The sequence below is a fragment of the Nostoc sp. UIC 10607 genome, assembly GCF_047228265.1.
Taxonomy (GTDB): Bacteria; Cyanobacteriota; Cyanobacteriia; order Cyanobacteriales; family Nostocaceae; genus Nostoc; species Nostoc foliaceum_A.
This window is the reverse complement of sequence record NZ_JBIQNW010000014.1, coordinates 61,474-87,045: the sequence shown is the minus strand read 5'-3', so window position 1 is coordinate 87,045 and position 25,572 is coordinate 61,474. Positions and strand designations below refer to the sequence as shown.

Sequence of the window (25,572 nt, the reverse complement as noted above, 5' to 3'; positions counted from 1 at the left end):
ACTTTGCCGATTCAGCAAGTAAGAGTATTATGTGTTGAATCTTGGATGTAAACTCTATGTAGCTTTTATACAGGGCAAGTTGCTTAGGCGGCAACTGCCAAAAAGTTCTCAGCCAGGGAAAGATGTATCAGACTTGAATAAGTATTAGAGGTGGCTGTAATGCCGACAATTCATTTGGTAGATGGTGAAAAAGGCGGGGTAGGAAAATCTCTCTTTACCAGAACAATGATTCAGTATTGTCTGGATAAGAAAATCCCGTTTGTACCAGTGGACACAGATAGATCGAATCCAGATGTAGCAGAGGTGTATAAGGAGATATGTAAGTATGCTGTGTTTAGTGAGAATGAACGACAGGCAGATAAGGCAGATAAAATATTTGAGTGGGCGGTAGAGAAGCCAGTAATTGTGAATTTACCCGCACAATCGCATAGAGCAGTACAAGGGTGGATTGATTCTAATCAATTAATGGAACTAGGGAATTTGCAGGGAGTGATGTTTTGCAAATGGTTTGTATCAACAGGAGGATACGACAGCATCAACCTGTTTGCTCAGTCAGTGAATACCTATGGTGAGAAAATCCCTCATATTCTGGTAAGGAATTTAGGGCTGTGCGATGATTGGGAGCATATAGAGTCAGACTCAAACTTTCAGAAAATAGCAAGTAAATATAAGATAAAAGTTATAGATTTTCCGAAGTTAGCATATAGAGAAAGAAACATAATTGACCAAAATCGCCTGACTTTTGCGGAGGCAAGAGAGTATAAAGAATTTGGCATAATTGGGCGACAGAGAGTAATCAATTTTCTGAAGCTTGCTTATAGTGCTTTTGAGAGAGTAGGTATCTGGTATGAAAAAGTTGAATAGCTTTGCCCTAGAGGGCTTAATCATTGCCAATGATCAATATCCGTTGTGAAACTCTGCCTGACTACACAGTAATAGCTGAGGTGAATACATTAGCCTTTGGGCAGGAAAACGAGGCTAAACTTGTGGAGGAAATTCGCCGTTCTGACTGCTATATTCCAGAACTTTCTCTGGTTGCAGAGGTTGAAAATGTTGTAGTCGGTCATATTTTATTCAGCTACATTGATTTAGTGGGTGAAGAAACACTACAAGTTCTCGGTTTAGCACCTTTGGCAGTTCATCCACAGTTTCAAAGACAGGGTATTGGCAGCGCACTAATAAAAGCAGGGTTAGAAATAGCAGAGGCAAAGAAAGAAGCCATAGTGATTGTCCTTGGTCATCCCCACTTCTATACTCGTTTTGGCTTTCAGCCTTCTGTTGTTTATGAAATTGAGTCTCCTTTTCCAGTACCAGAGGATGTCTTCATGGTTAAACCGCTGCAAGGCTATCAAAAAAAGTATAAAGGGAAGGTTGTTTATCCAGCTGCTTTTGATGGAGTATAGTATTATTCCTGCGTAGATATTTACAATTTTCTGCCCTAACTTAAAAGCCTTGAAAAGTAAGAAACTTTAGAGCGCAATTTGCAAATTAGCCATTAAAAATCACTGGTGCTGAAACTACACCTTTGTCTTCTAACGCAGCTGCAACCCGTAAAATTAACGCTTCATTATATGGTGCTGCTATCAATTGCACACCGAATGGTAAAGCATTTTGGCGCTGAATTGGTACTGATAAAACTGGTAAACCGATGAAAGATAATGGTTGAGTAAATAATCCTAAATGGGGACGGACAAGAATTTCTTCCCCATCCAAAATCATGGTTTGTTGACCAATTAGCGGTGCGGAAATTGGTGTAGTTGGGGCAAGAATTACATCCACATTTTGAAAGACTTCCCGAACGCGATCGCGATACCATTTTCTAAAGCGTTGTGCTTGCAGATACCAGCTACTAGGAATTAACGCCCCAGCCAAAAAGCGATCGCGTGTTGCTGAATCAAAATCTTGAGGACGCGATACCTTCGGTGGGCTTTGCCTACGTAAATTATCCAAATGCAGATTTGCGCCCTCGCTAGCTGTAATCACAAAGGCTGCTGCACGGGCGCGGTGTGCTTCTGGTATGGTTACGTATTCAGTCACATTAAAAGCATCAGCTACCTTTTGCACAGCTGCTAAAGCTTCCGGTTCTGCGCCTTTGGTGAAATAATCAGCAGCGATCGCAATTCTGATATCAGAAATATCTTGTTTTAGTTGTGGTAAAACCAATTCAGGTGGACGCTTTGTACAAACTGGATCGCGATCGTCTTCTCCCTGAAGCACATCAAACACCGTAGCGATATCCTGCACCGAACGCGCAAAAGGGCCAATGTGGTCAAAACTGCTAGAAAATAAAGCTACCCCAGCACGCGATAACCTTCCGTAAGTCGGCTTTAAACCGAAAACGCCACACAACGCCGCCGGAACGCGAATTGAACCATTAGTATCAGAACCCAGCGTCAACGGTACTAACCCAGCAGCAACAGCCACCGCCGAACCACCCGATGAACCACCAGCAACTCGTTGTAAATCATGAGGGTTGTGAGTAGCACCGTAATGGGAGTTTTCCGTCACAAACCCATAGGCGTACTCATCCATATTCAAAGCGCCAATCAGCACAGCACCCGCTTGTTTCAGCTTCGCTACTGCTGTTGCATCTTGACTAGCTGCTGGGTTTTCTGCATTAATTTTCGATCCCGCCAGAGTCGTTAAACCAGCGATATCAAAGAGATTTTTCACCGCAAAAGGCACACCAGAAAGCATTCCAGGATTATTACCTTGGGCAATTTCCCTATCAATACGGGCTGCATCTGTTAAAGCTGCTTCAGCAGTCACAGCCGTAAAACAGTTGAGTTGATGATCTCGCGTTGCGATTCGTGCGATCGCAGCTTTGGTAACTTCCACTGCGCTAACTTTGCCTTCACGCACAGCAGCAGCGATTGATACAGCATCATTCATGGTTCAAAAACTGGTGCAACTTCAATATCCTCCGCTAGAGGAAAAGAATTTACAAGATTAGCGATCGCACTAATTCTCTCAAAATTTGCCACCACACCATCACGATACTCATCTCTTATCTCTAAATCCAACAATAACGCCATTTGATCAACATACTCACCCACATTAAACTCTTCTCTTCTCATCTCTCCTCCTCTGTGCCCTCTGCGCCTCTGCGGTAGCCTGCGGCAAGCCGAAGCGTCTACGTTATCTTAAACTTATAACTTCTTTCGGCAACACAAAAAACCCATCTTCTCCAGCCTCAAAATCAACAACCTGAAACACAGCATCAATATTTAACTCACCATAAATATGAGGAAATAAGTTATCTACCTCCGCAGCCTCATAACGAACATCAGCTTTAACTTGTTCAGAATCAATGCAAAGAATTACCAAACCCTTTTGATTGACAAAAAAACGATTAGCAACCCAGATAACTTGTGCTGCTGTCGAACAGTGGATAAATCCTTCCGACTCTAACGTATCACCCCGATAAGTTCCGAGGATTTTTGCTTGTTCCCATTGTTCGCGTTTGGTGATATGTAAAATAATGTTCATAGTAATTAACAAATGCGATTAATTTTATACAGTAAACCCGGCTGTCATTTATGTGAAGGCTTGCAAGAAAAGCTAGAACAAATCCAAAATCTTAGCTTCGAGTTGGAAATTAGGGATATTACGACTCGTGAAGATTGGTTCGCTGCGTATGAGTATGAAGTGCCAGTACTTTATTTATCGAACCACGGAGGCGCAGAGGAAGCGGAGGGGAGTGAGAAATTATTGCCACGTCCTTCTCCTCGTGCTAGTGTGCAGCAGTTGGAGCAAATGTTGCGTAAGTATTTAGCCAATTAGAAAAAAATAATGCAGAATAAGCGCAAGATCAAGAAGGTGACGAGGTTCACAAAATGAAATTGCGGGAATTACTAACAGCGGTAGACAGTGTTGAACAATTGCCTAGCCATCCGACTTTAGAGGATGTGGAAGTTAGGGGTTTGAAGACGAATTCCCATGCTTGTCGTGTGGGAGATTTGTTTATTGGGATGCCAGGAACGCGGGTTGATGGTGGGGAATTTTGGCAAAGTGCGATCGCATCCGGGGCTGTAGCTGCGATCGTCTCCCCTGAAGCTGCACAGAAAAATCCTCCCACCAATGAGGCTGTAGTCATCAGTGCAAGTAACATAACTCAAGCTTGTGCCCAGATAGCCAGTGCTTTTTACGGTTATCCGGGGCAAAAACTCAAGCTGGTGGGTGTGACTGGGACAAATGGCAAAACTACAACTACTCATCTGATTGAATTTCTGCTCAACAAAGCTAATCTAGCTACAGCTTTGATGGGAACTCTCTACACTCGTTGGGCAGGTTTTGAGCAAACTGCTGCCCACACTACGCCCTTTGCTGTGGAACTGCAACAGCAACTAGCAGAGGCTGTAAATGCTGGTAGTGAATTCGGGGTAATGGAAGTAAGTTCTCACGCTTTGGCCCAAGGTAGAGTGTTGGGTTGTCAATTTGAGGTAGCGGTGTTCAGTAATCTTACCCAAGACCATCTCGATTATCACACCGACATGGAAGATTACTTTGCCGCCAAAGCGTTGTTATTTAGCCCTGATTATCTCAAGGGACGGGCAATAATTAATGCTGATGATTCTTACGGGAAGCGGTTAATTGCCTCGTTAGATTCTGAGCGCGTTTGGAGTTACAGTGTCAACGACAACAGCGCCGATTTATGGATGAGTGATTTAAATTACCAGCCAAATGGTGTCAGTGGTACATTACATACACCAAAAGGTGACGTAGCTTTTCGATCGCCCCTAGTCGGACAATATAATTTAGAAAATCTTCTCGCAGCCGTTGGAGCAGTTTTACACTTAGGGCTAGATTTGCAGTTAGTAGCGTCTGTGATACCTGAGTTTCCTGGAGTCCCCGGACGGATGGAACGGGTACAGATTAGACCTGACCAAGATATTAGTGTGATTGTGGATTATGCCCACACACCTGATAGTTTGGAAAATTTGCTGAAAGCTGCACGCCCGTTTATACCTGGGAAAGTGATTTGCGTGTTTGGTTGTGGCGGCGATCGCGATCGCACTAAGCGCCCAAAAATGGGTAAAATTGCTGCTGAGTTAGCTGATGTGGCAGTGGTGACATCGGATAATCCCCGGACTGAAGATCCAGAACGGATTTTGCAAGATATTTTAGCGGGAATCGCTGACACAGTTCAGCCAACTGTAATTTGCGATCGGGCTACTGCTATTCGTACCGCTATTTTACAAGCACAACCCGGTGATGGAGTGTTGCTTGCTGGTAAAGGTCACGAAGACTACCAAATTCTTGGTACTGAAAAAATCCATTTTGATGATCGAGAACACGCACGCGACGCTTTACACCAAAGGCTGAACATACAAGCCTAATTCCAACTAGGGGCGCACATCTGTACGCCCCTAAAATATGTACTCTAGACAACTAAAATCGCCCATAATTCATAGTTAATATTTATTTCCGTGGGGATTTTGTAAAAAATGCACACATAAAGGTGAAAATCGAAGACAGAATTATTTCTTGCTTCATCCTTGTTGTGCTTGACTCATGAATGTTTCTCTGGCTAAGGATCTGTCTGTTTATCAACTGGTTATGGGTGTGCAAGCGCCTCCTAAACCATTGTCCCTCAGTCCTGCTACTCTGCTATCACTGGTGAGAGCGCAAATTGACTTACTAATTGAGCAGCAAATTGCAGCCACTTTATGGGTAAAGCTACCACCAGAAAAAATTTGGCAATCAGAATTAGCGCGTTATCAATCCTCGGTAGGTGCATCTAGTCTGATTTATACTTGCCAGATTGACGAGAGTGGGAAAGGGGGAGATGAAGGAGCAGGGGAAGCAGGGGAAGAAAATACCCCCTCATCTTCCTCATCTCCCTCATCTTCCTCATCTTCCTCATCCGCTCATTATGTTCCTGTTCACTTAGCACCAGATAGCCAACTGCGACGGGAAAACTTTCTGATGGTGTTATCGCCCCAGTTTTGCAGTTTAGTTTTGGCTCATCGACCACTTAAAAAACGCAAAAATCAGACATCGGTGAAGGTAAATACTAATAAAAGCCAGCCGTTACTGATTATAAGTACTGTTGAGGGGAGAATAATTCAGCAAGTATTAGATGGTATCCAACAGGCGATTGCGCCAGAATCATCCGCAATACCTGTTGATTTTACTTGTCCAACTGCGCCCCAAGCCGCACTGATGAATCAGCTGTTCGCAAAACAACTCCTGCGACAAGATGAGATTAATCGTCAAATCATCACAGTCCGCACCACCAAGTTGCAGCAGCTAAATCAAGAATTGCACAACAAAGAGCAACTCCAAGATGAATATTTGAAGAATCTATGTCAGGAACTGCGTACACCCCTGACTCATATGAAGACAGCACTTTCGTTATTGAATTCCCCTAATCTTAAACCCCCGCAGCGACAACGTTATTTACAGATGTTAAATACCCAGTGCGATCAGCAAAATTCCCTGATTACTGGTTTGTTGGAACTGGTGCAGTTGGAACGTAATTTAGAGGGAACAACTTTGGAGTCGGTGCGGCTCTCAGATATTGTGCCTGGAGTAGTCAGCACCTACCAACCTGTAGCCCAAGAAAAAGGGATTATGCTAGCCTACACCGTACCTACTGAACTTCCATCTATTTGGTGTGTGAGTGGTGGGCTGAGGCAGATTGTAATTAATCTGCTGCACAACAGCATTAAGTTTACTCCTAATGGGGGTGAAGTATGGGTGCGTGCCCGAATTCAAGGCGATCATGTCCAATTAGAATTCCGCGACACAGGTATTGGTATTGCCGAAAGCGAGATTTCTAAAATCTTTGATCGGTTTTATCGTGTGCGTACAGCAGCAACTGAAGATTATGGTGGTGCTGGATTGGGGTTAACAATTGTACAGCAATTGCTGGTGCGCTGTGGCGGTTCTATTTCTGTGAAAAGTAAATTATATGAAGGTTCCACATTTACAGTGCAACTGCCAAGCGTTGGTGATACCCCAAGAGCGATCGCTACAGAACATGAGTGATGAGTTATGATTATCACCTAAGTTAACTTTGTGGTGCTATACAATTTTGCCTTTGTTGAACATCACAAATTTAGGCATAATCTATCTGCTTTATAAAGTTAATAAAAGGAATTAAAATTTTAATAAACAGCTAATTATTTCAACTGTAATAATTAGTTTTTAATTCCTTAATTTCTCCAGTTTACTGATGATTCTTAGCTAGAAGTTTTTGGTATCGCGGCGGTAATTTGGCGGAGCATCATGACTTGCCAATAAGGTATAGGAGCTAGCAATACAGTACCATTTCCTTCAAAAGTATTGACGAGAAACTCACCAGAAGACATCGAACCTAAAAGAGATTTGGTAGCTTTCTCAACGCGATAATTTAAAGTACTTGTGCGAGCGATTGCAAAATTTCCATCGACAACTAATCGGTCATTGCGTAAATTTATTACTTCTACAGGGCCTTGTGCCGCCATTACCACTGTACCCTTGCCTTTGACTTTTGTTTGAAACAAGCCCTCGCCACCCATTAAACCTGATACAAGTTTGTTTCGTTCAATTCCTACTTCTACAGTGCCATCACTAGCCCAATAAGCACCACTATCTAAAATCCATTCACTACCGTCTAATTCTAGGATGTGATATCCCGATAAAGAAGGTTCTAAATATAATTCACCTGTACCTGTATATGTAGGACGGAAAATATTTTCTCCCGTGGCTAGGGATTTTAAAAAACCGCCTGCTGAAGGGGCTTTAGATTGCATCTGAATGTTGCCACGTATATAGTACATAGCACCAGATTCAGTCCGTACTGTTTCGTTTTGCAAAGTTACCTTGACTAAACGTAAGCTTTCTTTTTCGATTATTTCAAAACTTGCCATAATTTTCCTTTTGATTTTTGTAGAAATGTATACTTGGCTCTTAGCCAGAATTTATATACATTTTTGGCATCTATTTTTACAGATGGCAAGCCAGAAAAATTTAATTACAGCGCTTCCGGCTATTATGCAATACAGTTTTTCTCCTTGCCCTCTCCTATCAAAGCTTTCAGATTTGGGGATGTACCTCATAGCTGCCGTAAGTGCTGTATATTGCGAGACAAAGCTTATTTGATGGAAATGAATTATCTCTGTTCAGAAAAATATATCAACCTAATTAAACATCAAATCTTTAGGTAATTGATGCCCGACTTATGTGAGAAGTCGGGCATTTATATTACAAATATTCTTAACCGAAAATTATTGAGATTATATCCGTATAAATGAGTCGAAAAAAACCTCTCTTTGGTTTTACGAAGTAATACCAATTTAAAAAAATAATGCAACAAATAGACCATTTGTAGAGACGCGATTCATCGCGTCTTTACCCCAGAATGTGTTGCAATCATTAAGACTCAAGATAAAGAGAGGTTTGTTGAACTCACGTTAATTTAGAGTGAATATTTATAATTTTGAAAAATAGTTAATGACTATTGACATCTAACATTTAACTCCTGACTTCTGCTTACTGCTAACTTCTAAGGGGAGGAAAATCGTCAAAACTTCCCCATAGTGTGGACGCTGGCGCACAATCAGTTTGCCACCGATCGCCTGAAACAAATGCTTGGTTGCGGCGATATTCAAACTAATCGTACCCGTTTCTGGTTGGAACATCAGCAATTGGCCTAGAGCTTTGCGAATTGGTGGCGTTGCAGGGATGGTGGCTTTACTTGAATCTTTGCACCCGAATTGGGGCGATAATTGTAACTTTAATTGATCTCCCGCCGGGATAACTTGTACTTGAATATGGCTACCAGCAGGTAAGCTGCGAGTAAAATTCTCTATCAAACCAGTGAGTACCTGATCCAGCATCATGGGATTGCTTACCACTGTTGGTAGTTGCTGGGGTAAAACAACATTTAAAGTTAAGTTCCGCCGATGCGCTGCTTGTTCCCAACGGGGAATGCTCTGCTGCAACACTTGATCTAAAGACATCGGTGTGAGTTGAGCTTTTGACGATTTTGCCGAGGCAGTAGTTTCTAATTCTGCTGCCTTAAAAAGCAACTCCATACGGTCAATTTGCTCAGTACACTCGTGATCGATAATTTTTAAGCGATGGATCACGCTGGCATCTAAATCTCGCCGCTTCAGCAGTAGGCGAGTCATGGTGCGAATAGTTGTTAAAGGTGTGCGGACTTCGTGAGCGAAAGCTTGGAGCAATTCTACATCAGGATTTGGGGATTGGGCTTTGGGGATTGGGCATGAGTTATTTTCTTTGTCCTCCTTGTCTCCAGTTCCTAGTAAAGAGTCCTTAGTCTCTTCTGCTTCTGTTAATTCTTGAAGCAACAACTGGCTAAACTGAACCATGATGCGGCAATCTGGTGCTACCGGAGAATACTTTTGTACCAATGCATCCAGGCGGGCAAAAAATTCTGGATTAGCAAGCATTACCCTTGCTCCTAGCGATCGCCAAGCCTGCTGCACTACCTCTGGCTCAAAAGAAAATGAAAAGGTTTTTTTACCGTTTTTGTGGGTTTCTAAAACCAGTACTAATCTAAATTTATCTGTAAAAACTAAACAAAACTGTTCTGTCCCCAGCGGATCGGCAGGTAATAAGGGAAGTACCGATTCATGGGGAGCGATTTCTTCATTTACAGAGGCGATTGCATCTGGCATCTGAAATGGCATCAGCGCCAAGGGGTTAAATGGTTTTGCCGTAAAAGTTACTGTTTGTAGGCTTTGAGTTAGTTTTGGCTGACTAAATAAGGGTGCTGGTGCAGCTAAAACTAATCCTTGGGTTGTGTCTCTTGAAGCAGCTGCTAAAGTATTTAATAGCAAATGTTCTGTCGCTGCTAGGCTGACACGCCACTGCCGCTCTGCTTTAGCAGGTGAACATTCAGCCACACTTGATTGATTTTCAGCCAAGATTTCGCTCAGGCTTGGCAATATCCATTTGTACACAGGCTTTCACCCCTTAATTCAAGAGCGACTAACAGCGTCTAGGGTAGACATTTCACTACTACCTAAGAGGTTATAGCTATTTGTGTACTGATGACAGGGGTAGAACCGAACAATTCGGGCGCAATTTCCCCTCTAACTGCGATGTCTACCACGGGCTACGCCTACGCAGTTATGAATTGAAAAACACTCGCGTTGATTTTTACCGATAGGAATTGCGATCGCATTTTTTGAGTAGATTAACAATAGACCATCTCAAAGGCAGTTTATGAATTCTTTTGATTCAGTTGAAGATTTGGTACTAGTTGCTGGTGCTACTGGTGGAGTAGGGCAATTAGTGGTAGGCAAATTACTGGAAAAGGGTTTGAAAGTTCGTGTTCTGACACGCAATGCCGCAAAAGCCGAAGAAATGTTCAACCAGAGAGTGGAAATTGCCGTTGGTGACATCCGCCAGCCAGCTACACTCCCAGCCGCAACACAAAATGTCACCCACATTATCTGCTGTACTGGAACCACCGCCTTTCCCTCTGCGCGATGGGAGTTTGACCAATCCCCGAACTTGATTGAATGGGGAATCACTTTCCTGAACCCTCAATCTAGTGAAGCAAAAGCAAAGAATAGTCCAGCAAAGGTCGATGCCCAAGGTGTCAGCAACCTAGTTACAGCAGCACCCAGAAATTTGCAGCGATTCGTTTTCGTCTCTTCCTGTGGAATTCTCCGTAAAAATCAGTTTCCTTTTAGTATTCTTAATGCTTTTGGTGTCTTGGATGCCAAACAGAAGGGCGAGGAGTCCATTATTAATTCAGGATTACCCCACACCATCATCCGCCCAGGACGACTCATTGACGGGCCTTATACTTCATACGACCTCAACACCATCCTCAAGGCAAAAACAGGGGGTAAATACGGTGTAGTCGTAGGTACTGGCGATACACTTTCGGGTGATACCAGCCGGATTGACGTAGCAAACGCTTGCGTGGAATGCCTTTTCCAACCAAGTAGTTCTAGGAAAATTTTTGAAATTGTTAACCAAGGAAAAAGACCACCTGTGATTGACTGGGAAACTCTTTTTTCCTCGCATTAATCATAAATTTTACCTCCTCCTCATTTATCCCCAACAACTTTCGGTTGCAAGAGCTACCACCGCAATGCGGAATTAAAAATTAAAAATTAAAAATGAATACAGCATAAGGGTTTCGTTGATTTGGAATGATTCGTTTATTTCCGGCGTGTTGTACTAGGTAATTGCGGCAGCGATTGTGTCATCCACACCGTGGATTCAAAATGGCAGCAAATTTACGACCACGAAAAATACTAAATATTGCTGAATATACGGAATTACGGAAGCGATGCCTGCGGTTCTTGCTAGCCTACGCGCCTTTTAATTTTGTTCTATCCTCAGTGTTTCTGTAATTTATTACCTCTAAAGACGGCAAACACCACTCTACCGTTACGGTTCACCCTAATTACTGAAAGTATTAATTCTCATACATTAGACAGAGTGAAGGCAAATCAATCCATGAAACAACTAAAAAAACTATTTAGTTAGTTTAACCGTCCTAAGCAAGGTTCGGGAAACCACCCTTCATGGACTGGCTAACACTAAGCTTCAGTATATATATCAGCATATCTGGAGTTTTAACTTCAGAAAAGCCAAAACAAAGGTATTCATGCTGAACTGGCTGATTTATTGACCCTGTTGGTTCAAAATTTAGTCCTTTATATTCTCATTCATTCATTTGTAGTTATACGGAGCCAGCACCTAAAATGGCAAAAGTAGTTGGAATTGACTTAGGAACAACGAACTCCTGCGTGGCAGTGATGGAAGGTGGTAAACCCACAGTAATTGCTAATGCTGAAGGTTTTCGGACAACGCCATCAGTAGTCGCATTTGCGAAAAATGGCGACAACTTGGTTGGGCAAATCGCCAAGCGCCAAGCGGTGATGAACCCCGAAAATACGTTTTACTCAGTCAAACGCTTTATTGGACGCCGCTTTGAGGAAGTGAGTAACGAAGCTACGGAAGTTTCTTACAAAGTCCTCAGCAGCAACGGCAATGTCAAATTAGATTGTCCGATAGCTGGTAAACCGTTTGCTCCTGAAGAAATTTCTGCAAAAGTTCTTCGCAAACTAGTTGAAGACGCCAGCAAATACCTGGGTGAAACTGTAACCCAAGCTGTAATCACTGTTCCCGCATACTTCAACGACTCGCAACGCCAAGCGACAAAAGACGCTGGCAAAATTGCAGGTATTGAAGTTCTACGGATTATCAACGAGCCTACTGCTGCTTCTCTAGCATACGGATTTGACAAGAAGAGTAACGAAACCATTCTCGTGTTTGACCTTGGTGGTGGTACCTTCGACGTATCCGTGCTGGAAGTAGGAGATGGAGTTTTTGAAGTACTAGCCACATCTGGTGATACTCACCTCGGTGGTGACGACTTTGATAAAAAAATAGTTGACTTCTTAGCTGAGAAGTTCAAGAAAGCCGAAGGCATTGAGCTACGGAAAGATAAGCAAGCTTTACAACGTCTGACTGAGGCCGCAGAAAAAGCCAAAATTGAGCTTTCTAGCGTTAGCCAAGCAGAAATTAACTTACCATTTATCACCGCTACCCAGGATGGGCCGAAGCACCTGGATACAACCCTGACTCGCGCCCAGTTTGAAGAACTTTGCTCTGACTTAATCGACCGTTGCCGGATTCCTGTGGAAAACGCCCTTCGGGATGCCAAGTTAAACAAAGGTGATATTGATGAAGTGGTGTTAGTTGGTGGTTCTACCCGCATTCCCGCAGTCCAACAGATTGTGAAGCAGGTATTGGGTAAAGACCCCAACCAAACCGTCAACCCTGATGAAGTCGTAGCAGTTGGTGCAGCTATTCAAGCTGGGGTACTAGCTGGTGATGTAACTGGTATCTTGCTGTTAGACGTGACACCGCTATCTTTGGGTGTTGAAACATTGGGCGGTGTGATGACCAAAATTATCCCCCGCAACACAACAATTCCCACCAAGAAATCGGAAGTCTTCTCCACTGCTGTGGATGGACAAACCAACGTAGAAATTCACGTCCTCCAAGGTGAACGCGAATTCTCTAACGATAACAAGAGCTTGGGAACCTTCCGCCTCGATGGTATTCCTCCTGCACCACGCGGCGTTCCTCAAATTGAAGTGGTGTTCGATATTGACGCTAACGGTATCCTTAACGTCACCGCTAAGGACAAAGGTACTGGTAAAGAACAGTCCATCAGCATAACTGGCGCTTCCACCCTGGATAAAAATGACGTTGACCGGATGGTGAGAGAAGCTGAACAAAACGCTTCATCTGACAAAGAACGGCGTGAGAAGATTGAACGCAAGAACCAAGCTGACTCCTTAGCATACCAAGCTGAAAAGCAGCTACAAGAATTGGGCGATAAAGTTCCCGATGCTGACAAGACCAAAGTCGAAGGTTTAGTGAAAGAACTGCGCGAAGCAGTTGCTAAAGAAGATGATGAGCAAATCAAGAAGCTCACTCCAGAATTGCAACAAGCGCTATTCGCTGTTGGTAGCAATATCTATCAACAAGCTGGTGGCGGTGCTACACCTGGTGCTGAACCCCAAGATGGTGGTTCCACATCTAGCTCTGGTAGCGGCGACGATGTAATTGACGCTGACTTTACAGAGAGCAAATAATTCCCTACTTCTTTTGGGAAGATTATTTTGTCCCACCTCATATTACCCACCCAAGCAAATGCCTGGGTGGGGATTTTTTTTTAGGAGTTATGAGTTATTAGTAAAAGTAATATTGCTAACTCTTGATTTTAATTCTTAACTTTATTGCTAACTCTATTTACTCCCTTATGCCATATCCCCAAGCACCTTGGACACTTCAAGGCTACGCTATCCAAACTCTGCATTTAGTGAATATTGACCGAGTGCGCCCTTTGATTCCCTTAGAGTTAGAAATTATTTCTGTATGGCCTGGTAAAACCCTTGGTAGTGTGTATTTATCTAATTACGGGTCAGGCTCGGTACTGGAGTATAGTGAGTTAATTGTTGCCCCCGCTTTGGTTAATTATCAAAGAAAAATCGGTGGTTGGGTTTCCCATATTTATGTAGATAATGCTGATTCGGTGGCTGGCGGTCGAGAAATTTGGGGACTACCAAAGGAACTAGCTGAGTTTACCTGGGAACAAGGAAAGCATGTCACTGTGCATCAGGGAAACCGGAAGTTGTGTAGTCTTAACTATAATCGGCAAAGCTTGGCATGGAGACAGGGGTTAAGTGCCTCTGGTTTCAGCGCCAAGGGTTCTGATTTGCTAATATTCCCTGCTGAATTTGAGTCTCTGTTGGGTTTGATTGGTTCTAAATTAGAAATCCCCAGCGAAAGTCCTTTTTCTGGAATAGGTTTAGGTCAGCCTTGGTTAACTGTGCGTTGTGAGCAGATGAGTCTGCGGGTTGATGCGCCAAAAGTAGTCTGTCAATCAAACCGCAACGCGAGAGTCATTAGTTATTAGTCATTAGTCTTTGAGATACCACGCTCACTCTTTAACGTGGTTTGAATTAGTCCGTTATAGAAAGTTTTTCCGCCCAAAAGAGACGGGGATATGCACCAATGACCAATGACCAATGACCAATGACTACCTAATCAAACTTTATTGTTTGAGCGCCATTCTGATTAATTTAAAATTGGCTGATTTAGTAAGGCGATCGCAGGTATATTCATTTTCGTTAATCGAGCTTATTCTTGTTAGTTTAACTAACATTTTTGTTGTTTTCAACGAAAAATAATTAACTAACTGACCAATAAAGTTGATAATCCTCTATAGAAAATTTCCCATTATTGGAAGACATTTTGAAAAAGAAGTAATAATCTCCTGGCTCCCAAATACTAAATTCTCCCTCTTGTTCTTGAGCGGTAGCTGTCGAACCACCATTGGGGATAGTCATGCTAGCAATTTGTGTTCTATTCTCTGCTCTCATCAGAAAAACTTCCAGCAGGCAGAAACCCTTTAGTTCGGCGGAATAACGGATTCTGAAGCGGATTTTTCCTCCATTACGTAGGGTTTTTTGAATAGAAAAATTTTTAGTTTTAAGAGGATTACCAGACAGTTGAATGTCTTGACCTTGCGTTAAGATATGGGTCTGCGTTTGCTCAAGTGAACTCATTAATTTTCCTCCTCACAAATAGTAGACTTTATTGAGATAATTGGATTGTTGACAAATGTTTTTTCCTGTCACGTTCGTATTTTCCCGCCACTACCAAGAAAATGCAATGACAGATAAGACAGTTAAGAAATTGATTGCAACAAATAGAATCCAGGCTTAAGCATTAACTAGATATTTAATCCTCTTAGTTGCCAAGCCCCTAGTGATTTTAGGACTTCGGTACTCTAAAAATTTTTAATCGTTCAAATTAAGAAAAATACGTCGTTTTATGCTTCTCTGGATTACCTTTTATCAAGAAAGAATTCAGGAGTCATATCATTTCACTTTAATAATGATACAAATACGCTGGTAGGGGCATTACCATATCCCGACGAGAAATCTATATGTATGAGGATTTTCGTGAATTGGTATCAGCAGCCAATACAGGTAGCGTTAAAAACCATAAACTGCGTAGGTTGGGTTGAACAAAGTGAAACCACTAAATATGCAGATTTAATGGTCAACAAGAAAGTGGCGGGTTTGAATCTCTCATTAAAAGATTGCTGCATTCTTCTTCAAGAAACGTGTATATCTTGCAGCCTTGCTACCATTTCTGCACGCGCCGAAACCTTCAGCTTACGAAACATCCTCTTCAAAGCTTGTTTGACGGAATTTTGCGTAATCCAAAGTTTTTCCCCTATTTCCGCATTCGTCAATCCCTGCGCCACTAACTCGGCAATTTCTAACTCACGCGTTGTTAGAGGGCTTACTAAAAAGGAATTGGATATTTTTGGTTTTGCCCGTAGAGTTGCCATTTTCGCTGATAAATGAATGCATAAGGCACTCAAATCAGCTAAATCGTTGCCATTAAAAGCAGGATTTCCCTTGTCACGAGCCAAGTTGAGCGTTCCGACAAGACGACCATCGCAAACTATCGGCCCAGTCATTACGTGTTCGTGATCGGAACGCGAGCAAAAATGCTTCCAGTCTCCTGGTGATAATAATAACTGCTCATGGGCGGGAGCATGACGCTCAACCACGTAGCGCCCGACTGGATTGCTTTCTAAGCATACTGCCGGAATACCCTGAACATCGATTTGGGCCGTTGGTTGCTCATCTAGAAGATAAATACCCCAATTTTGCACACCAAAATGCTTACCAATTTTATCCGTGAGAGCTAGTCTTAATTCTTGCTCATTTTGGACATTAGCGATCGCATGAAATACGGCGTGGAGAGAATTAACCATAAGTGTACCCAGTTGGGGACTATCCAAGCCTCAACAATTACTTCTATGCTAATACCAATAAAACTAAAACGCTAATTACAGTAGCGACTAGGAGAAGCACATGACAGTTACACAACTCTCTGCTCAGGAACTTTTCCGGGCTGCTTATGAAAACCGCTATACTTGGGACAAGAATTTCCCCGGTTATACTGCAAATATTACCTTTAAGCATGATGATAAGGTGTTTACAGGCAAAGTAATCATCAGTGCTAATCTCAAAGCCGAAGTTTTAGATGTAGATGATGAGCCAGCCCAAAAGGCAATTCATGGTCAAGCATGGGAGATAGCAATTCACCGCGTCCGCCGCAGCTTTGAAGACACCCACAGCGCCAATACGTTTAGTTATGGTAAAACTGACGAAACTGGTGCAGTTGAGCTTTTAATTGGTGGTAAGGCTGAGGGCGATAAATATAAAGTCCGCAATAATGAAGTATGCCATGTTCACCGTCTAATCCACGGTACTTTCGTGACCATTGACACCTTCAGCAGTCACGACACTGGGGAAGGTTACCTATCCCACCGCTATGACTCTGTGTACCATGACCCCAAAACTGGGGAACAAAAGGGCGGTAGAAGCGAATTTACAGATGAGTATGAAAAAGTTGGTGACTATTTCATCCTAAATCGTCGGGAGATTCGCACTGAGACAGCAGGACAAGTATCTATTCAGGAATTTATCTTCTCTGATATCAAATTGTTGGAACCTGTTGCTGTTTAAGCTGTATTTTGTAATCTAAAAATTAGCGTGGGCGCAGCCCACCGCAGGCATCGCTCTTTAGTTTAAAGGAGCGATCGCTTTTATTTTTGACGTTTTGAGTGATGAAGACGAGGTTTTTAAAATAGAGTTTCATATTTAGATAGGTCGAGGGGTAAGAGTAATGTTACCCCTCTCCCATCCGAAACCGTGCATGAAGTAGGGTAGGTAGCCAGCGAGTTCCCATTATTATTGGCACTTTTCCAACCACCCCCCTCCAAACTACGCATGACCGTTTCCGTATCACGTAGCTTTCCAGTAATCAAAACGTTTGAGAGCTTCACCATCGTAGCGTCCGTATTGGATTTTCTCGTGACACTGACGACAAACCACGAGGGCTTTTCGTTTACCTGCTGATATTTTGACCATCCATTCTGGACGTTTTCCCTGCTACGGATAGAGAGATCGCTGCTACTGTTTTTGATTCCTTCTGAATAGGCGCAGAAACTGACCTTGTTTTTAATTGGAGTAGGTGCTGAGTTAGGTCGGATTGAGTCAGCAAATGTAATATGGCTGGAGTACAACAAGGACAAAACAATGGTTCAAAGGGAAGCATGACTATTACTGTCTCAGATTTGTATATTGAGTTAGGCATTCATGGTGTATGTACTAACGACACCAGTATATGTGACGAACTAATTCAAGGGACTCTTATCAATCTTCTCGTTTTTCATGATGAGTTTAAAAGCTAAAATCCCACTATTCAACTGAATGGATAGCCAAAGTTTCGCAATTCTCATTGATCCATTGCGCTCCCAAATAGCACAAGCTATTCTCATCAGAGAAAATCTCTCTTTTATGAAGGACAAGCACCTTTACTAGGGTATCCTCGCGCGAGGATACCACCACAAACATTAGAAAAACTCACTCCCGGTGCTATCTTTAGTACCACAAGCGCTATTACAGGTGTTCTAGGTACCATTCAATTCAGAGGTAGTAGTCGCACCAACTGCCATTACTTGAGACCATTCACTGACGCGGTTGTTATCTAAAACGGCTCGCACTCGATAACCAAGCTGAATTTTATGCATTAACAAGATTAAATCACGGTTGAGTAATCCTTGTGATTTTTGGTTTTCATTAGATGCAGCTTGTATACGAAAGCAGCGATCGCTTTGACGTTTCAACTTTGGAGATTTCCCTTCCACAAGTACCGTTTGTAGTTCGTACTCTTTAGCTTCAGGATATGGTTCCCAGCAAAGTTGCCAGTAAGTTGACCAGCGAATTAAGTCTGATGGTAATTCCTCGACTTCATCCGACAATGTAGAGACAAGTCCGGTGACTGAAGGTTGTACCACTTGAGGCTGATTTGAGGTGGTTTCAGCAGCTATAGATGAACTGTCATCAACACCTAGTATCAATCCGAATATCAAAGTGAACAGCACAATCAATCGTAGGCATTGTAATTGCACCGACAATATTTTTCGATTCATCATGATGCAAAAGTCAGTTGCTTACCACTCCACAGGTAAAATTAGGTTGCCGTTGTCTGCATAGATTGTTCGAGAACGGATATGCGTTCTGGGAGCTACTGTAGAGTTGAAGACTGCGCTTCTTTGCCCAATTGCTGATCTGTTGCCAATGCTGGCGCGGAATATAACAGAGTTCGGCCCTAGCCCTACAGCATCACCTATGCTAGTTTCAGGGCCATTAGCGACACCATTGACAACCTGCCTACCGCCATGAACTAGAGCGCGAGGTCCATAACCAACTCCATTACCAAGAGTCAAACTAGTGGTTTCTAATGCGTGAAAGACAACATCGTTTGCCATACCGGCAATTGACCCAACATTAAAAGGTTCACCTTCATCAGCACGTAGCGAAATTCTATTAGCTAGTTTGTGGTTGAGTGTTGCTAAAGAATCTTGGAAAGTAAGATTACCGATAATGCGGTTACGATAGTTCGGATCACGAGTTGGACTTCCACCTATCTGCGGCAGACCTCCAGAATTAAAGAAGGTGACGGGAGCATAATTAATTCCTGTTAAGTTTGTCAAGTCTGCCCTAGCTAAATCTGTGTAACCTTTGGCAAATGCTTCATTGACTTCAATGATGCCTTCCATTAATGCAACGTCTGCTTGTGTCAGGTTGACTACTTTCCCTAAACTGCCGCTAGTAGCTTGTAGATTAGTTGTAACGTTTTTACCGGGCAGGACAACTTTACCAGCAGGTAAGATAACGCCAGGGCCAACTCGCGCCAGAAAGTTGACTACTGTGTTTCTTTGTATAGTTGCACCATCTATTTCACAATTGAAGGCGAGAAAAGTCTCTGGAACAGTGTTGCTGAACTGAGTATTGGTAACTGTGTCGGTAAAAGGCCCTGTAGAACCTTGAGTACCGATTTTGGCTGCACCTTTGACAACGGCCATGTGTGCCATAATGACACGCTCGCCAATCTCCACTCCCGTTCCTGAAGCTGTGATTTTCACTTGGTCTTGAGCATTAGAATCTGCCGCAATACTAATAGGAGCATTAGTAGCATCTAACTGGGCAAATGGAGCGACGTAGACTTTTTCGCCCAAGGTAATATTTGTGGGATTGGTGATTGTTGCTGTTGGGTCAACAAAACTAGCTGACTCGGAAGGTGCGGTACTTGGGCATATAGGTAGGTTTCCCACAGTTGGATTACACGTTCCTCCAGCAGCTAGTGCGGGTTGTATATATATCTGTGTGCTGATGGCAAACGCTAGGATAATTGCAGTTAAAGCACTAAAAATTGTGCGAGGTTTGAACATAGAAAGAAAAGTCCTCACGGGTTATGGAATATTTGGCTATGGGATAATCTGCGTTAATGAATGAGAGATTTATTCAGGCGATGTCTGGCAACAAGACGCAGAGCGTCTACGCAGGCTGAGAAATTACCAAAAATTACACTGCAACAGCCTCTATTGAGATTCTTTTTAGGTATGAGACCAAGAATTAACCGCCCCAAAAACCTGCCAAATTGAAGAATATTTGTAAGACAACTGACAATAAAAAGCCTAAAAGCGGCACTGAAATTGTCGTTGTTGCTCCAGCAACTGCATCATTGTAGACAGTCTCCCAAGCATCTGGTCCGCTAGTGGAACTACCATAGACTTTTGTACTCACAGCTAACGTTAAGCTAAGTACACTCAAACCAGCTAGTATTACGCGACGTTTCAACATTATTCCTTGTTACCTAATAGTTCGCCAAGTTTATTGGGTAAGGTAAAGCGAAAAGTTACAGGACATACTTAAACTTTTCGGTTTACCTAACTTAATAACTTTCAAATTTAATCAAGTACAAATTGCTACATCCAGCAATTAAGAATCTATTGTAATCCTATTTGCTGTTTAACACTAGAGCTTTAGGTATTGAAAAAATTTATGGAAATAATAAAAATAGTATTAAATTTATAGTGGAAAACTGTGTTCACAAAACAATAATTTAATTAAAAAAATCATCTATCTTAAGGAATAAATTTAGATTAATTGCTGCTATTAATAATCAGTATAGGTAAAAAATAATTTAAATTCTATCTTTGGGGGGATAAATATTTAAGCTGTATACTAAATAAGAGTTTGGAGAAGATAATAGACATCGATTTGGTGTCATAGATTGAGTAAAGACTACGAAATTTTTCCGCAGACCCATGAAACCTTTGTGCAGATCGCAATGATTCGGTTAATGCTGAGAAGACTCGCCTAATTGATTTGTTTAATACTTTCCAAACATCCTCTAAGGTCAATTGCAGTTTTTTCATCATGGCAATGTCAATTACATCTCCATCATGAAAGTGCAATTCACACCAAGCGCATTCTAAAATCCTCTCAAGAGGATTAAATACAAAATTTTCAGCTATGTAGAAGGCTATCTTATGTAAGCTGGCTTCAACTTCCCCAAGAAGTTAAGCATGGCTGAAACCACAGTATCCGGCGACTCAATTAAGAAGCCATGACCTCCACCGTTGAGGACTAAAAGTTCAGCGTTGGGAATGCCTTGAGCAAGTTGCTGGGAAAACTTTAGCGGGGTGAGAATGTCTTGTTTACCGACTAGAACTAGGGTAGGACAATGAATTTGTTGAAGGCGGTCTGTTGTGTCAAAGTCAAGCATGGCTTGGCTATGATGATTGAGTGAATGAGTCGCAGGCGGGAAAGGATATCTGATTGCAAATTCGATCAGTCCTTCGATCATCCCAGGAATCGAGTAGAACGTATCTGTAAATATCCAGGGTAATACGACTTTTTCATAAAGTTTCAGGTCTACATTACCGCAGAGTTCGCCCCAAGTCTCAATGATGCTGTTAAACAATCTATCACCCTTAGCCAAGGATGAAAGTAGCATCAGACTTTGTACCTTTTCAGGATGTGCTAACACTAACTCTTGGGCTATCTGACCACCCATTGAATGACCTGCTAGATGCACCTTATCGATCGCAATGTGGTCGAGCAGTGCTGCAACGTCACTAGCCATTTGTTTGAGACTATACTGGCTCTCAGGAGCAGAACTTCGCCCCATACCTCGGTTGTCTAAGCGAATAACTTGATACTGCGAAACCAGCGATGGCATAAGCAGCGACCAATAGGCATGATCGCAAAGGAAGCCAGCTATTAGTAGCAAAGGCTCACCCTTTCCCTTAATGTCGTAGAACAAATCAATCCCGTTAATCTGAACTTTTGGCATAGTCAACAATTCTACTAAACCTTATTTTTAAGCAGGGATAGACAAGCCTACATTCCTACGTCTTAAATTTCTCGTCCACCGGAATTTGGTAGCCGTTGGCGAGGCGATTGGTCATGTTGGCAGTGGCTGCGATCGCCATTAGTTCCCCGAACATGGTATCATTCATACCTTTGGCACGCGCCCCTGCTGTGTGCGAGGCGATGCAGTACTCACAGCCATTCGTCGCACTCACGGCGATGTAAATTAGTTCGCGCATCAGTGGATCAATCTCACCAGGACTGGTCATCACTTCCTTCACTGCTTGCCAAGTTCGTTGCAAGGTAGGGGGATGATTGGCTATAGCTTTCCAAAAGTTATTGATATAGTCATTCTGGCGTGTGGCGCGGATGTCGTCATATACTGTACGTACTTCGTCGCTGGCTTCTTCGTATTCAATCAGCTTAGTCATGAGTTGACAATCACTCCGCTAACTAGTAATCCTATGGGATTTCTCCTCATGATTTTGGACTTATTTTTAGATACCAAAATGTAGGATACTACGTTTTTAGCTGCGAACATTAGCGGTGATGAAATTCGACCTCTTTCTCTAGAATCTTAATATCATAGCTGCCAAAGAAATCGTGGCCCAGTAAGCCGATGCTTGCTTTTGGTGCGATCGCAACCTGAAGATTATTGGCTGTAACTCCACCTGCTGCAATAGATTTTACCTTACTGGTGGGGAATTCTACTTCGCTACCATCGGCAATTTGGGCTTGCATTGTACCTGTAGCCTGGAGTTTAAGTGTATTCGCCATATCTTGAGTGATAACGGTTCCACTAGCACCTGTATCTACAATCATTTCAAAGGTTTTTTTGTCATCGAAGGTAACATCAATTACAGGAGTTCCACCAAAGCGGCGTTTGATTGAGACTCGAAAAACTTTGTTATCTGAAGGTGAAGGAGCGGCTATATTGCCACAAAGCCTTTCCAATCCAACAGTTTTACCAGAGGAGGTTACCATGTAACATGCTCCTGGATCGTCAGCGATTGCCCGATGAGAGAATGCTAAAAATACTAGCGTTGGCATTAGTGCGTAGGCGTAGCCCGTCGTAGATATCGCAGCTAGGTTAACGATCGCAATCCAATGCCTCCAAGTATTCTTCATGTTAGATTTCTCTCCAATTTGGCTGATATTTTTTAATAAACTAGATTATTCATGGTAGCTATATAAATTGGTAATCAAAAGCAATTTTTGTTAAAAAACACTTTTTTAAACCTAATATTACAGCTAGATTTTAAACAGCTTGCGTAATCAAGTTAGAATTTTTTCTATATATTTAGAGGATATTGTAAAAGTCCTATTGTTGGTTATAAAACGGTTTATATTCTCGTAATTTGCCCTTAAAAATGAAAGTTATGGTGATCGATAAGTGCCTAAAATCACCAAGGCGGCAGGAAGCCCACTTGCTTTTTGGGGTGGGATGAGCTTAAAGCTAAACACTTTCAAACATCCTCTTATGTCTATGCTATCCACGCAATTTTTGTATTTTCAAGTTAGTTATTGAACTTTTTTTATATGCCTCTATAAGATGAAATTGTATTTTACTCAATACATCTTACCTAGGATTACTGATTGATAAATTAAAGATTAGATAAAGACATGATAAAAATACTTAGAGGTTGTTTGAAGAGTAGTTGCTTGTATTTTAGGCACTTATTGATCCCCCCTAACTCTCCTTAAAAAGGGGGGATGGAATCAAAGTCCCCCAGTTTTTCGGCGGATTTATACTGTTTGACTTTAATTATGATACAAATACGTTGGTAGGGGCAGGCATTGCCGTGCCCCTACGCGAAATCTATATGTATCAGGGTTTTAGTGAAATGGTATTAGGAGGATCTACAAGTCTTTAATACATCACAAATAACTTTTCAAACGTCCTCTCAGGTCAGCCGATAACTATCTAGTTGAAAAAATTAAAACCTATCTTGCCTTCTGCATTATTGAACTAGTCAGCGTGTATTATTTTCTTGCTTTCAGTACTATTCTTTTTTATTCACCTGTAACCAAATTTCTAAACTCACAAGTAACCACAGTTTTACACCATAACGACTCCAAGTATCTCCTTGATAGTTTAACCAATTGCGAATTGGCAACTGGTTCAAATAAGGAGTGATAGCCGCATTTCGATTGAGCAATAAATCTTTGGCTTCTTGCTGCCAATATTTCCGAAATCCTAACTGTACTGGCACCATCATGCCACTTTTGGGACGATGAATAATTGCGTCTGGTACAATATCTGCAATCGCTTGTTTTAAGACTGCCTTTTCTTCCACCCCAGAAAGCTTATACTCTGGAGGAATTTCCATGCTTAAGTCTACTACTCGTTGGTCAAACAGAGGAGAACGACCGTTCAAAAGGGCGGCTTGAGTTAAGTTACTGACTTTCGTCAGAATTTGGTCAGCGCCTTTAAATTTGATGTTCATTGCCATCAAACGATTGAGATAGTTAGCTTGGGAATATAAATCTTCTTCAAAAACCCAAGGTGCTGTTTGTACTGCTGTCCAAACTTCTGGTTTTAAAAGTTGCGGTAAGTCAACAGCGCACTTTTGGAAGGAAATTAAATAAGCTTGCAATGCATCTTGATTGGTAACAGATCCATATAAGCTATTTATTAGCATTGGCTGATTTTTTGGCCCACCAAAACAGGGGTCGCCACCTTCACCATTTAAAACTACTTCTACGCTTTCTCTTGCCAGTCGTCCCAGCAAAAGGTTGGGAACAGTCAGTGGGTCGCCAATGGGGTCATCTAAATAGGCCATTGTTTCCGGTAGGCGTTCCCACATATCCTTAAAACTAATTTCCAAAATGTGGTGCTGCGTCTGACAATGGGATGCGACGAGACTAGAAAATTCTAATTCATTGGGACATTCAGAACCAAAATGAATCGAGAAGGTGTGAACTGGTGCTTTGTGGAATTTTGCTACTAAAGCAGTGATAACGCTAGAATCCAAACCACCAGAAAGAAAAACGCCAACGGGTTGATTGGCTGGTGGTAAATATTCTTGAACAACTTGGTCTAGTAATTCTCGCAAGCGATCGCCATGCCATGCTAAGGGTTGATCTATCCCTATAATCTTTTCTTGAAGTTGCCAATAAGCTTTAACTTTGTAGTCAGGAAATTCTAAAACGGTTCCGGGTCGCAGTTCTCGCACCTGTTCCCAAAGCGTTCGTTCTCCTGGAACAAAGGCACAACAAAGATAATCTCGCAACGCCACCAAGTCTAAATCAGATGAACGATAGGGTGATAAAGTTCTCAGTTGAGGCGCAATCCAACGAACCGAACCAGTGGTAGTGTAATAGAGGGTACGAACACCGATGCGATCGCGGACTAACCGCAACACCTGTTTTTCTCTATCCCAAACCACTAACGCAAATATCCCCACAAGTTGGCTAAGACTTTCATTACCCCATCGTTCCCAAAGATTGGCAATTAGTTGCAGAGAACTTCCTTTAAAGTTATCCGGTTCAATTCCTAACTTTTGCAGCAACTGCACTTGGTTAGTTAACCAAACATCACCAACAACAACAAATCTTTCTCCAGAACTGATTGCTAATTTATCTGTTATAAATCCAAAATCTGTGCGTGGTAGAATTACAGAAATTTTTTCATCTCGCCAAGCGATATCTTCATAATTTGCATCAACTGTTCCCCAAGCTACGCGCCAGGTTGGGGAACAGTTGATGATTCCGATTTTAGGAGATTTACGATTTTTAAATGCATCAAATAGCATGGAAAATTGTCAACGCATAATCAGTAATTTTAGGACATTGCACAAACCTATCTCCTTAGAAAAGTCCAAAATGAGCG

Annotated in this window: 24 protein-coding genes; 9 read left to right on the top strand and 15 right to left on the bottom strand. The window is 42.2% G+C overall.

The features are described from left to right. Window positions 1-174 precede the first annotated feature (174 nt). Together ACEYW6_RS15300 and ACEYW6_RS15295 are read left to right on the top strand one after the other, a co-directional pair. On the top strand, window positions 175-864 hold the full coding sequence (locus ACEYW6_RS15300; protein WP_412980378.1) for a mobilization protein: 690 nt from the start codon (window positions 175-177) through the stop codon (window positions 862-864). 29 nt (window positions 865-893) lie between these two features. Further along, entirely contained in the window at window positions 894-1,403 is a 510-nt protein-coding gene (locus ACEYW6_RS15295) for a GNAT family N-acetyltransferase (RefSeq protein WP_412980377.1), read from the top strand. Between the two features lie 85 nt (window positions 1,404-1,488). Here the strand turns inward: ACEYW6_RS15295 and ACEYW6_RS15290 are convergent, their stop codons facing one another. From ACEYW6_RS15290 to ACEYW6_RS15280, 3 genes are all read right to left on the bottom strand, one after another. Beyond that, window positions 1,489-2,892, bottom strand: coding sequence for an AtzE family amidohydrolase (locus tag ACEYW6_RS15290; RefSeq protein ID WP_412980376.1), 1,404 nt, complete (start codon window positions 2,890-2,892; stop codon window positions 1,489-1,491). After that, entirely contained in the window at window positions 2,889-3,077 is a 189-nt protein-coding gene (locus tag ACEYW6_RS15285; protein WP_412980375.1) for a DUF4089 domain-containing protein, read from the bottom strand. The genes ACEYW6_RS15290 and ACEYW6_RS15285 overlap by 4 nt, the downstream gene beginning before the upstream one ends. A gap of 61 nt (window positions 3,078-3,138) precedes the next feature. Then, on the bottom strand, window positions 3,139-3,489 hold the full coding sequence (locus tag ACEYW6_RS15280) for a DUF952 domain-containing protein (RefSeq protein ID WP_412980374.1): 351 nt from the start codon (window positions 3,487-3,489) through the stop codon (window positions 3,139-3,141). A gap of 12 nt (window positions 3,490-3,501) precedes the next feature. Here ACEYW6_RS15280 and ACEYW6_RS15275 point away from each other — a divergent pair, with 12 nt between their 5' ends. The 3 genes from ACEYW6_RS15275 to ACEYW6_RS15265 all read left to right on the top strand — a co-directional run bounded on the left by ACEYW6_RS15275 (window position 3,502) and on the right by ACEYW6_RS15265 (window position 6,993). Then, on the top strand, window positions 3,502-3,783 hold the full coding sequence (locus ACEYW6_RS15275; protein WP_412980373.1) for a glutaredoxin family protein: 282 nt from the start codon (window positions 3,502-3,504) through the stop codon (window positions 3,781-3,783). 53 nt (window positions 3,784-3,836) lie between these two features. Continuing rightward, complete coding sequence (locus ACEYW6_RS15270) at window positions 3,837-5,339, top strand: UDP-N-acetylmuramoyl-L-alanyl-D-glutamate--2,6-diaminopimelate ligase (protein ID WP_412980372.1); 1,503 nt, start codon at window positions 3,837-3,839, stop codon at window positions 5,337-5,339. A gap of 175 nt (window positions 5,340-5,514) precedes the next feature. Beyond that, complete coding sequence (locus tag ACEYW6_RS15265) at window positions 5,515-6,993, top strand: DICT sensory domain-containing protein (RefSeq protein ID WP_412980371.1); 1,479 nt, start codon at window positions 5,515-5,517, stop codon at window positions 6,991-6,993. Window positions 6,994-7,187: 194 nt separating this feature from the next. On the opposite strand, the gene ACEYW6_RS15260 is transcribed toward ACEYW6_RS15265, so the two are convergent. Beyond that, entirely contained in the window at window positions 7,188-7,856 is a 669-nt protein-coding gene (locus tag ACEYW6_RS15260; protein ID WP_196510256.1) for an AIM24 family protein, read from the bottom strand. 597 nt (window positions 7,857-8,453) lie between these two features. Beyond that, the gene (locus ACEYW6_RS15255; protein ID WP_412980370.1) at window positions 8,454-9,914 is read right to left on the bottom strand and encodes a sensor histidine kinase; all 1,461 of its coding nucleotides are present in this window, start codon (window positions 9,912-9,914) and stop codon (window positions 8,454-8,456) included. Window positions 9,915-10,179: 265 nt separating this feature from the next. Between ACEYW6_RS15255 and ACEYW6_RS15250 the strand changes: the two genes are divergently transcribed. The 3 genes from ACEYW6_RS15250 to ACEYW6_RS15240 all read left to right on the top strand — a co-directional run bounded on the left by ACEYW6_RS15250 (window position 10,180) and on the right by ACEYW6_RS15240 (window position 14,407). After that, window positions 10,180-10,995: an SDR family oxidoreductase gene (locus ACEYW6_RS15250; RefSeq protein ID WP_412980369.1), complete on the top strand. Its 816-nt coding sequence runs from the start codon at window positions 10,180-10,182 to the stop codon at window positions 10,993-10,995. Window positions 10,996-11,678: 683 nt separating this feature from the next. Next, entirely contained in the window at window positions 11,679-13,583 is a 1,905-nt protein-coding gene (dnaK, locus tag ACEYW6_RS15245; RefSeq protein WP_412980368.1) for a molecular chaperone DnaK, read from the top strand. Window positions 13,584-13,750: 167 nt separating this feature from the next. Then, the gene (locus tag ACEYW6_RS15240) at window positions 13,751-14,407 is read left to right on the top strand and encodes an acetoacetate decarboxylase family protein (RefSeq protein WP_412980367.1); all 657 of its coding nucleotides are present in this window, start codon (window positions 13,751-13,753) and stop codon (window positions 14,405-14,407) included. Window positions 14,408-14,681: 274 nt separating this feature from the next. Here the strand turns inward: ACEYW6_RS15240 and ACEYW6_RS15235 are convergent, their stop codons facing one another. Together ACEYW6_RS15235 and ACEYW6_RS15230 are read right to left on the bottom strand one after the other, a co-directional pair. Beyond that, window positions 14,682-15,059 carry a hypothetical protein gene (locus ACEYW6_RS15235; protein WP_412980366.1) on the bottom strand — a complete coding sequence of 126 codons (378 nt, stop codon included), beginning with the start codon at window positions 15,057-15,059 and terminating at the stop codon, window positions 14,682-14,684. A 554-nt stretch (window positions 15,060-15,613) separates the two neighbouring features. Continuing rightward, on the bottom strand, window positions 15,614-16,285 hold the full coding sequence (locus tag ACEYW6_RS15230) for a LuxR C-terminal-related transcriptional regulator (RefSeq protein ID WP_190894157.1): 672 nt from the start codon (window positions 16,283-16,285) through the stop codon (window positions 15,614-15,616). A 100-nt stretch (window positions 16,286-16,385) separates the two neighbouring features. On the opposite strand from ACEYW6_RS15230, the gene ACEYW6_RS15225 reads away from it, so the two are divergent. Further along, the gene (locus ACEYW6_RS15225; protein WP_412980365.1) at window positions 16,386-17,042 is read left to right on the top strand and encodes a DUF3386 domain-containing protein; all 657 of its coding nucleotides are present in this window, start codon (window positions 16,386-16,388) and stop codon (window positions 17,040-17,042) included. A 279-nt stretch (window positions 17,043-17,321) separates the two neighbouring features. Here ACEYW6_RS15225 and ACEYW6_RS15220 read toward each other — a convergent pair whose 3' ends face one another. The 8 genes from ACEYW6_RS15220 to ACEYW6_RS15185 form a co-directional block, all read right to left on the bottom strand. Further along, complete coding sequence (locus tag ACEYW6_RS15220) at window positions 17,322-17,447, bottom strand: hypothetical protein (protein WP_269141737.1); 126 nt, start codon at window positions 17,445-17,447, stop codon at window positions 17,322-17,324. Window positions 17,448-17,989: 542 nt separating this feature from the next. Then, window positions 17,990-18,514 (bottom strand): hypothetical protein, encoded by a 525-nt coding sequence (locus ACEYW6_RS15215; RefSeq protein ID WP_412980364.1) that lies wholly within the window; start codon window positions 18,512-18,514, stop codon window positions 17,990-17,992. 18 nt (window positions 18,515-18,532) lie between these two features. Then, entirely contained in the window at window positions 18,533-19,813 is a 1,281-nt protein-coding gene (locus ACEYW6_RS15210) for an acetyltransferase (protein ID WP_412980363.1), read from the bottom strand. A gap of 184 nt (window positions 19,814-19,997) precedes the next feature. Next, on the bottom strand, window positions 19,998-20,225 hold the full coding sequence (locus tag ACEYW6_RS15205; RefSeq protein WP_181930493.1) for a hypothetical protein: 228 nt from the start codon (window positions 20,223-20,225) through the stop codon (window positions 19,998-20,000). Window positions 20,226-20,910: 685 nt separating this feature from the next. Beyond that, window positions 20,911-21,723: an alpha/beta fold hydrolase gene (locus ACEYW6_RS15200; RefSeq protein ID WP_412980362.1), complete on the bottom strand. Its 813-nt coding sequence runs from the start codon at window positions 21,721-21,723 to the stop codon at window positions 20,911-20,913. A 55-nt stretch (window positions 21,724-21,778) separates the two neighbouring features. Beyond that, window positions 21,779-22,171: a carboxymuconolactone decarboxylase family protein gene (locus ACEYW6_RS15195; protein WP_412980361.1), complete on the bottom strand. Its 393-nt coding sequence runs from the start codon at window positions 22,169-22,171 to the stop codon at window positions 21,779-21,781. A 109-nt stretch (window positions 22,172-22,280) separates the two neighbouring features. Then, window positions 22,281-22,868 (bottom strand): TIGR02281 family clan AA aspartic protease, encoded by a 588-nt coding sequence (locus ACEYW6_RS15190; protein WP_190894165.1) that lies wholly within the window; start codon window positions 22,866-22,868, stop codon window positions 22,281-22,283. An 875-nt stretch (window positions 22,869-23,743) separates the two neighbouring features. After that, a complete protein-coding gene (locus ACEYW6_RS15185) occupies window positions 23,744-25,495 on the bottom strand; it encodes an asparagine synthetase B family protein (protein ID WP_412980360.1) in 1,752 nt (583 codons plus the stop codon). Window positions 25,496-25,572 lie beyond the last annotated feature (77 nt).